Source organism: Arachidicoccus sp. (genome assembly GCF_050436765.1).
In the GTDB taxonomy this organism is placed as follows: domain Bacteria; phylum Bacteroidota; class Bacteroidia; order Chitinophagales; family Chitinophagaceae; genus Arachidicoccus.
In genome coordinates, this window is sequence record NZ_JBNQGD010000054.1 from 21,003 (window position 1) to 29,222 (window position 8,220).

Below are 8,220 nucleotides of genomic sequence, written 5' to 3' on the forward strand. Positions count from 1 at the left end.
GAGCTCTTTAATTTGTAAAAATACTTTTGAAAGTAAATAAAATATCGTTTTAAATAATGAAATTTATATCAATCAGATTGGCCTTTTTTGTGGTGCTTTTTCTACGCTTAAATGCAGTTTGCGGACAAGCGGTATTGCAGGTGGGCAAAGTGATAAGCACAAGTGTTGATCAAAATGCTGTTCAGATAAAAACCCAAAATGCTTTTATTGAAATTACCCCTTATTCGCCAAATATTATTCGTTTTAGAATGGATAAAAAGCCGCTAAAGAAAGATTTTTCTTATGCGGTGGTCGCTAAGCGGGAAATGATAAAAGCGAATATTTCCCAGGGAATTAATGAGATTAAAATCTCTACAGCAGCAGTAAATTGTGTCATTCAAAAAGATCCTTTCTCCGTTGCTATTTATACTAAAGATGGGAAAGTAATCAATGAAGATGCAAATGGGTTAAGTACGTCTTGGGCTGATAATTCGGTAACAACTTATAAGAAGATGCAGCCGGGGGAAAGGTTTATTGGGCTCGGCGAAAAATCTGGCAATTTGGATAGAAAGGGTAGTGCTTATACCAACTGGAACACGGATGCAGTGGGCTATAATAATGGTACAGATCCTTTATATTCTGACGTTCCTTTTTTCATTGGTCTGCATGATCATTTGAGTTACGGAATTTTCTTAGATAATACTTATCAAACCGATTTTAATTTCGGTGCAAGCAACGACATATTTTCGTCTTTCGGTGCACGCGGAGGTGAAATGAATTATTATTTCATTTATGATAATTCCGTTGCGAAAATTATCACAGATTATACCTGGCTTACAGGAACAATGAAGCTGCCACCCTTGTGGTCATTGGGATATCAACAGAGTAAGTGGAGTTATTTTCCCGACACCATGGTCTTACGTGTTGCTAATGAATTGCGCAGTAAACATTTCCCCGCCGATGGAATGGTGTTGGATATTGATTATATGGATAAATACCAACTCTTTACTTGGAACAAAAAATATTTTCCTCATCCTCTTAAGATGACTGACAGTTTGCGCAAACTTGGATTTAGAACAACGGTAATTGTAGATCCCGGAATAAAAATTGCGCCCGACGCCCCGGCTTATAAAAAGGGATTGAAAGAAGATGTGTATTTGAAATATCCAAACGGACAATATTATTCCGGACAAGTCTGGCCGGGATGGTGCAATTTTGTGGATTTTACGAGTGAAAAAGGAAGAAAGTATTGGCGCAGTCAAATGAATTTTTTCGCTAAAAATGGGGTGAGTGGAGTGTGGAATGACATGAATGAAATTTCAACTTGGGGGCAAAGTACGCCTAATAATATTTTGTATAATTATGATGGAAGAGGCGCAAATAATTTGGAAGGACACAATGTATTTGCCTTGAATATGGTTCGCTCAAGTTATGAAGGGATGAAGCAGGTTACCGGTGTTCGTCCGTTTATTTTGTCGAGATCCGGTTATGCGGGACTTCAAAGATATTCTGCTATCTGGACAGGCGACAATCAGCCAACGGATGATCACATGCTTTTGGGCGTGAGAATGCTAAACAGCATGGGGTTAAGTGGATTGGCTTTTACAGGAATGGATATTTCTGGTTTTCTTGGAGATGCAACGCCGGCATTATTTACCCGTTGGATGCAGATTGGCGCATTTATGCCCTATTGCAGAAACCATAAAATTACCGGGGCAAAGCCTGCAGAGCCCTGGTGCTATGGAGAAAATGCATTAAATAATTCAAGAAGTTACATTGAGTTGCGTTATCATTTATTGCCTTACCTGTATTCCATTTTTTACGAAGCAACGCAAGATGGATTGCCGATAAACAGGAGTCTGGCAATTGATTATTCTTATCAGGAAAATATTTATAAAGAGGACTTTCAAAATCAATACTTATTTGGAGAAAATATAATGGTCGCGCCTTTCAAAAGTACGGATACCAGTGGCAAAATTTATTTGCCAAAAGGGGATAATTGGTACGATTTATATACAGATAAAGAATTCGAAGGAGGACAAGTTACCGATGCAAAACTTACCTTGGATAGATTGCCGTTATACATTAAAGCGGGTAGCGTTATACCGATGCAATCTCTAGTTCAATCAACTGCCGAAATGCCCACTGATACCCTCGTTGTTCAAGTATATAATGGAAACAAAAGCAGTAGTTTTACTTATTACGAAGACGATGGAGAAAGCTATAAATATCAAAAGGGGGATTTTTATAAAAGAGTAATTAAATTTAATCCGGCAGATAAAACCATTGAATTTTCAAAAGTGGATGGAACTTTCGCCTCAAAATTCAAATATGTAAAAATTCTTTTTCACGGATCTAAAGACACACAGTTGAAACTGCATCAACAATATTTTTCGGCCATTCCTTATATGGTCTCATCCGAAAGCGAAGCCGGTACTATTGCTGTGAAATCAATAGTAACCGCTAATGTCGAAAAGGCATTTTCCGTTAAGTATTAGAAAACTCTTTCAAAAAGATTTAACCAGTAGATTATGCATAAGATAATTTTATTAATTGCCAGTATTTCATTTTTGTCTGTTCGTTCAAAAGCGCAAAAACAATTTAGTCTTTATTCGCCTGATAAGCGTATTGAACTAAACATACATATTGATGATAGTATTTCTTACGATGTCATGCTCGATGGGAAAGAGTTGATTGGTAGATCGACGATTGATTTTAAAACGAGTTTCCTAAAAGATAGTCATTGGAGAATTGCACATGCAAGAACCACGGCAGTTGCCGAAGTATTGAAACCGGTTGTTCAACAAAAATCTTCCATTGTGTATGATAGTTGCAACCAACTTTCTATCGATTTTAAAAATGGGTTATCCTTACAATGGCGGTCCTACAATAATGGTGTGGCTTGGCATTGGATAAGTAATGATAAAAGTAATTATACCGTAGATGACGAACAAGCTGTTTTTGGCTTTGATAAAAATGGTAAAACTTGGTATCCACTTGAAGATGGATTTTATTCAGGTAATGAAAGATTGTATAAAATTTACTCCTTGGATACGGTAGGCGAAAAAAAGTTAGCAAGCCTCCCAGTGCTTTTTGAATTGCATGGAATAAAGGTATTGCTGACAGAATCAGCGCTATTTAACTATGCAGGTATGTGGGTTAGGGGAAATAATCATGGAAGCATTAAAGCAGTATTTCCACATTATCCAAAAGTCACAAAGGTGGAAGGAGATAGAGACGAAAGAATTCTTGAAAGAGAAAATTATATAGCAAAAATAGACGGGCCCCAATCTTTTCCGTGGCGTATCTTGATGATAGAAAGACAGGATAAAGGTTTATTGTCTAATCAAATGGTGTACGAATTAGGCCGGCCCTCGGTCGGGGATTTTACTTGGGTGAAACCGGGCAAGGTTCAGTGGGATTGGTGGCACTACAACAATGTATATGATGTAGATTTTAGAGCCGGTATCAACAATGATACGTATAAATATTATATTGATTTTGCATCAAAAAACAGGATAGAATATGTATTGCTGGACGAAGGTTGGTGTGATACAAAAAACTTATTAGATCAATCAAAAGATATAGATATCCCGGAGCTTACGGCTTACGCAAGAAAGAAAGGTGTTGGAATTTTACTATGGACAAGCTGGCTCACCTTAGATAAACAATTGGATATTGCGCTGGACACTTTTGCCAAATGGGGCGTAAAAGGTATAAAAGTAGATTTTATGCAGCGAGATGACCAGCAAATGGTTAGGTATTACGAAAAGGTTGCGAAGGCGGCAGAAGCAAGAAAAATGATGGTAGATTTCCACGGGGCTTATAAACCTATTGGATGGATGCGAACTTATCCAAATGTAATGACCTCAGAAGGTGTGTTAGGGAATGAAATAAGTAAATTTGCGCCCCTGGTCACACCGGTACATACAGCTACATTGCCGTATATCCGGATGGCAGCGGGTCCGATGGATTTTACACCCGGCGGCATGAATAATGTTCAAAAAGGGCAGTTCGCCGCAGAACCTTCGGAACCAATGACATTGGGTACAAGATGCAATCAAATGGCGATGTACGTGATATTTGAGAGTCCACTGCAAATGTTATGCGATATTCCAACACATTATATGCACGAGCCGGAATGTATGCAGTTTTTACGTGCAGTACCTACTGTATGGCAAAAGACTATTCCTCTTGACGGCAAAGTCGGTCAATATACGGTGATGGCAAGACAGGCATTGAATGGCGATTGGTATATTGGTGCCATGACTGATTGGATACCAAGGGTATTTACGATCAATTTAAATTTTCTTCCAGAAGGGAAATATAAAATAGTTATCTGGAAAGATGGTATAAATGCAGACAGAAATGCTAAAGATTTTAAAATGGAAACCAAAGAAGTAGATAACACTTCTTCTTTAACTATTCAGATGGTACAGGGTGGCGGATATGTTGCTAGAATTATAAGATTATAATTTTCACACCATAATTTTCATGGAATGATTCACTTATAATCTGTCAGCTATCTCGTCTAACATTATTCCATAGTGGCTTTCGTGATAAGTGCATTTTCCTCCCTGTATCAACAAAATTTGCGGAGATTCGTGTTCGACATTAAAAAAGATTTCGACACCCTTTGAAATATCTCTATATCTGATTAAGTCTAAATAGTAGAAATCCGCGTTGGGTAATGTTTTTTCACGCTCGATTCGGTTTAAAATCATGCTGCTTATGTTGCATCTTATGCTATGTTTAAAAATCACTTGCGCCCTTTCAAATGATTTTTGTTTTATTTCCTCCAGTTGATTTACATCATTTAAAGCAATCCAGTCCATAACTTCAATTTTTTTAAATTTTCTCAAAGTAAATAATTTATATCCTAATTTTTTAATTAAACTTTGTGGTTCATATCAAAAGGGAATTTTTTAAAAGATGCATATACATTTTATTTCTATTGGTGGTAGCGTAATGCACCAGCTTGCCATTGCTTTGCATAAAAAGGGATATCAAATAACCGGTTCTGATGATGAGATTTTTGAGCCCGCCAAATCGAATTTACTAGCGGAGGGCTTGTTGCCTGAAGAAATAGGATGGCGTCCGGGCAACATCAATACTGCAATTGATGCTGTAATTTTGGGGATGCACGCCAAAGGTGATAATCCCGAGCTGTTAAGGGCAAAGGAATTAGGATTAAAAATATATTCGTTTCCGGAATATATCTATCAAGAGAGTATAAATAAAAAGCGTATTGCCATTGGTGGAAGCCATGGTAAAACTTCTACAACTGCTATGCTGATGCATGTGTTGAAGCAAACAAAAACATCTTTTGATTATTTAATAGGTGCGAAACTGGAAGGGTTTTCACAAAGTGTAAATATCACAGATGCCCCTGTTATTGTATGTGAGGCAGATGAGTATCCCGCCAGTACCTTGGAACCGAGACCGAAATTTCATTTCTTATTTCCGCATATCGCAGTATTAACGGGAATTGCGTGGGATCATATCAATGTTTTTCCCACCTTCGATTTCTATTTGGAACAGTTTAGAATTTTTATACAAAAAATTGAAAAGGGAGGAATTTTAATTTACAACCAGACTGATGCCACTTTAAAAGAGTTAGTGGAAGAAAATAAACGAAATGACATTCGCTATCAATCTTATGAATTGCCAAATCATCGGATAGAGAAGGGAGAAACTATTATCGAGATTGAAAATAATTCTGCCGTACTGCGTGTTTTTGGTAACCATAATTTGCTCAACCTAAATGCCGCTTATTTTGTATGTAAAGAATTAGGTATTAACGCGAGAGATTTTGTTAATGGCATTCAGGATTTTAGCGGCGCAGCCAAAAGGTTGGAGGTGATTTTTAATACAGGAGATGCTAGCGTTTATCGTGACTTTGCCCACGCACCCAGTAAGGTAAAAGCAACTATTGATGCAGTAAAACAGCAATTTCCGGAAAGAAAGTTGATTGCAGTTTTGGAATTGCACACTTTCAGCAGTCTGAATGAGCATTTTCTTCATCAATATAGGGGCAGTATGGACATGGCCGATGAAGCGGTTGTTTTTTACTCCCAGCATGCATTAGCGCTTAAGCGCATGCCAGCTTTGGACAGAACTACCGTGTTTGAGGGCTTTGCAAAAGACAATTTATTGATTATAAATAGCAAAGAGGAGTTATCTTCGTTTTTAGAAACGGTTCGTCTGCAAAATTGCAATTTGCTGCTGATGAGTAGCGGCAGCTTTGATGAGATCGATGTTATATCAACAATAAAAAGCTAAACCATGAACATTCAATTGCAAAGGCCACTTGCTATTTTTGATTTAGAAACTACTGGTACCAATACGGTAAGCGATAGGATAGTAGAAATCGCTATTGTGAAGACATTTCCAAATGGAGAACAGCAACGCAAACGCCGCCTTGTAAACCCCCAAATGCCTATACCAAAGGGAGCAGAGGATATCCACGGAATTTCTGATGAAATGGTAAAGGATGCACCCACTTTTAAAGAAATAGCCAATGAAATAAATCAGTTTTTAGATAATTGTGATATTGGTGGTTATAATAGCAATAAGTTTGATATTCCAGTATTAGTGGAAGAATTTCTGCGTGTAGGGCTGGATTTTAATATATCGGGTAGAAAGTTCGTGGATGTACAGAAAGTTTTTCACAAAATGGAACAACGTACGCTAGGTGCAGCCTATAAATTCTATTGTCAAAAGTCATTAGAAGACGCACATACCGCAGAAGCTGATGCTATGGCAACCTGGGAAGTTATGGAAGCGCAAATTATAAGATATCCTAATATTGGCAATACTGTAGATAGTATTTTGGCCTTTACCGGCGAGGAAAAGTTTGTAGATCTGTCCCGCAGGTTTATATTGCAAAACGATATAGTTGTATTTAATTTTGGTAAACACAAAGGGAAGTCTGTATCTGATGTTTTAAGGCACGAACCTCAATATTATGACTGGATGATGAAGGGAGATTTTTCGTTGCATACCAAACAAATCATTTCGGAGATATTAAATCAGACCCTTTTAAAAAAATAAATCCTATTTAACATAAATTTTTCTTGCTCTATTTTTATTAGTTTTAATTTCCGTGCATAAAATATCTACTTGGATAAAATTGTAATCATACCAACATACAACGAAAAGGAAAATATAAAAGAAATCATTCATTATGTTTTCGCTTTACAGTTAAATTATCACATACTTGTCATCGATGATGGTTCCCCAGATGGCACGGCGGACATTGTGGAAACATTGATGCAGCAATTTCCCGGACAATTATTCTTAGAAAAGCGTAAAGGGAAACTAGGCCTGGGCACCGCTTATATTCACGGCTTTAAATGGGCCCTCGCCAGAGACTATCAGTATGTTTTTGAAATGGATGCTGATTTTTCGCACAATCCGGATGATCTGGAGCGGTTATACACGGCTTGCAAAAAAGAAAATGCTGATGTGGCTATTGGCAGCCGTTATGTAAAAGGGGGCGCTATTGAGAATTGGCCATTAGACCGAAAAATATATTCAAAAGGCGGTGCCATTTATACCAAGATAATTACTTGGATGCCTGTAAATGACCCTACTGCCGGATTCGTCTGTTATAGCAAAAAAGTGCTCTCAACTATTAATTTCGATGCCATAAAATTTGTTGGCTATGCCTTTCAGGTCGAAATGAAGTTTGCCGCCTGGAAATTAGGATTCAAAATCGTAGAAGTGCCAATTACCTTTAAAGATCGTGAATTTGGTGCCAGCAAAATGAGCAAAGGTATTTTAAAGGAAGGCATTTTGGGGGTGCTAAAATTACAATGGCACAGCTTATTTAAAAATTACCGCAAAAAAGTGGGCGCCTAACTTCTAAGTTTAAGCGCCCAAATTCTTATACAAAATTGAGTTTTTAGTCGGCTTCGGCAACTACCTCTTTCACCTCTGGTATCATGCGTTTCATCATTCCCTCTATCCCAGCTTTTAAAGTAATCATTGAAGAAGGACATCCACTGCAGCTTCCTTGTAGTGTTAAATTTACTACCCCATGATTGTAGCTTTTATATTGAATAGCGCCGCCATCCATTTCTACGGCTGGACGCACATAATTATCCAATAGCTCTTTGATTCGTTTTACTATATCATCATCATCGGTGCTAACAGCATTCGTTGATTCAGGGATAATTTTTGAAACTTCGTCTTCATTAATCACAATGCCACCACTTTCCAAGTATTCTTTTAAAAACT

Annotated in this window: 7 protein-coding genes; 5 read left to right on the top strand and 2 right to left on the bottom strand. The window is 37.6% G+C overall.

Features of this window, described 5'->3' with window-relative positions:
• Positions 1 to 56 precede the first annotated feature (56 nt).
• Entirely contained in the window at positions 57 to 2,477 is a 2,421-nt protein-coding gene (locus tag ACQR30_RS02090; RefSeq protein WP_429730571.1) for a glycoside hydrolase family 31 protein, read from the top strand.
• 33 nt (positions 2,478 to 2,510) lie between these two features.
• The gene (locus ACQR30_RS02095) at positions 2,511 to 4,454 is read left to right on the top strand and encodes a glycoside hydrolase family 97 protein (RefSeq protein ID WP_429730574.1); all 1,944 of its coding nucleotides are present in this window, start codon (positions 2,511 to 2,513) and stop codon (positions 4,452 to 4,454) included.
• Positions 4,455 to 4,487: 33 nt separating this feature from the next.
• On the opposite strand, the gene ytxJ is transcribed toward ACQR30_RS02095, so the two are convergent.
• Entirely contained in the window at positions 4,488 to 4,841 is a 354-nt protein-coding gene (gene ytxJ, locus ACQR30_RS02100) for a bacillithiol system redox-active protein YtxJ (RefSeq protein WP_429730577.1), read from the bottom strand.
• Positions 4,842 to 4,911: 70 nt separating this feature from the next.
• On the opposite strand from ytxJ, the gene ACQR30_RS02105 reads away from it, so the two are divergent.
• The 3 genes from ACQR30_RS02105 to ACQR30_RS02115 all read left to right on the top strand — a co-directional run bounded on the left by ACQR30_RS02105 (position 4,912) and on the right by ACQR30_RS02115 (position 7,842).
• Entirely contained in the window at positions 4,912 to 6,261 is a 1,350-nt protein-coding gene (locus ACQR30_RS02105; RefSeq protein ID WP_429730580.1) for a UDP-N-acetylmuramate--L-alanine ligase, read from the top strand.
• A 3-nt stretch (positions 6,262 to 6,264) separates the two neighbouring features.
• Positions 6,265 to 7,032 (top strand): exonuclease domain-containing protein, encoded by a 768-nt coding sequence (locus ACQR30_RS02110; RefSeq protein ID WP_429730583.1) that lies wholly within the window; start codon positions 6,265 to 6,267, stop codon positions 7,030 to 7,032.
• Between the two features lie 69 nt (positions 7,033 to 7,101).
• A complete protein-coding gene (locus tag ACQR30_RS02115) occupies positions 7,102 to 7,842 on the top strand; it encodes a polyprenol monophosphomannose synthase (RefSeq protein ID WP_429730586.1) in 741 nt (246 codons plus the stop codon).
• Between the two features lie 43 nt (positions 7,843 to 7,885).
• Here the strand turns inward: ACQR30_RS02115 and ACQR30_RS02120 are convergent.
• On the bottom strand, positions 7,886 to 8,220 hold a 335-nt coding region (locus ACQR30_RS02120; protein ID WP_429730588.1), incomplete at its 5' end, for a NifU family protein.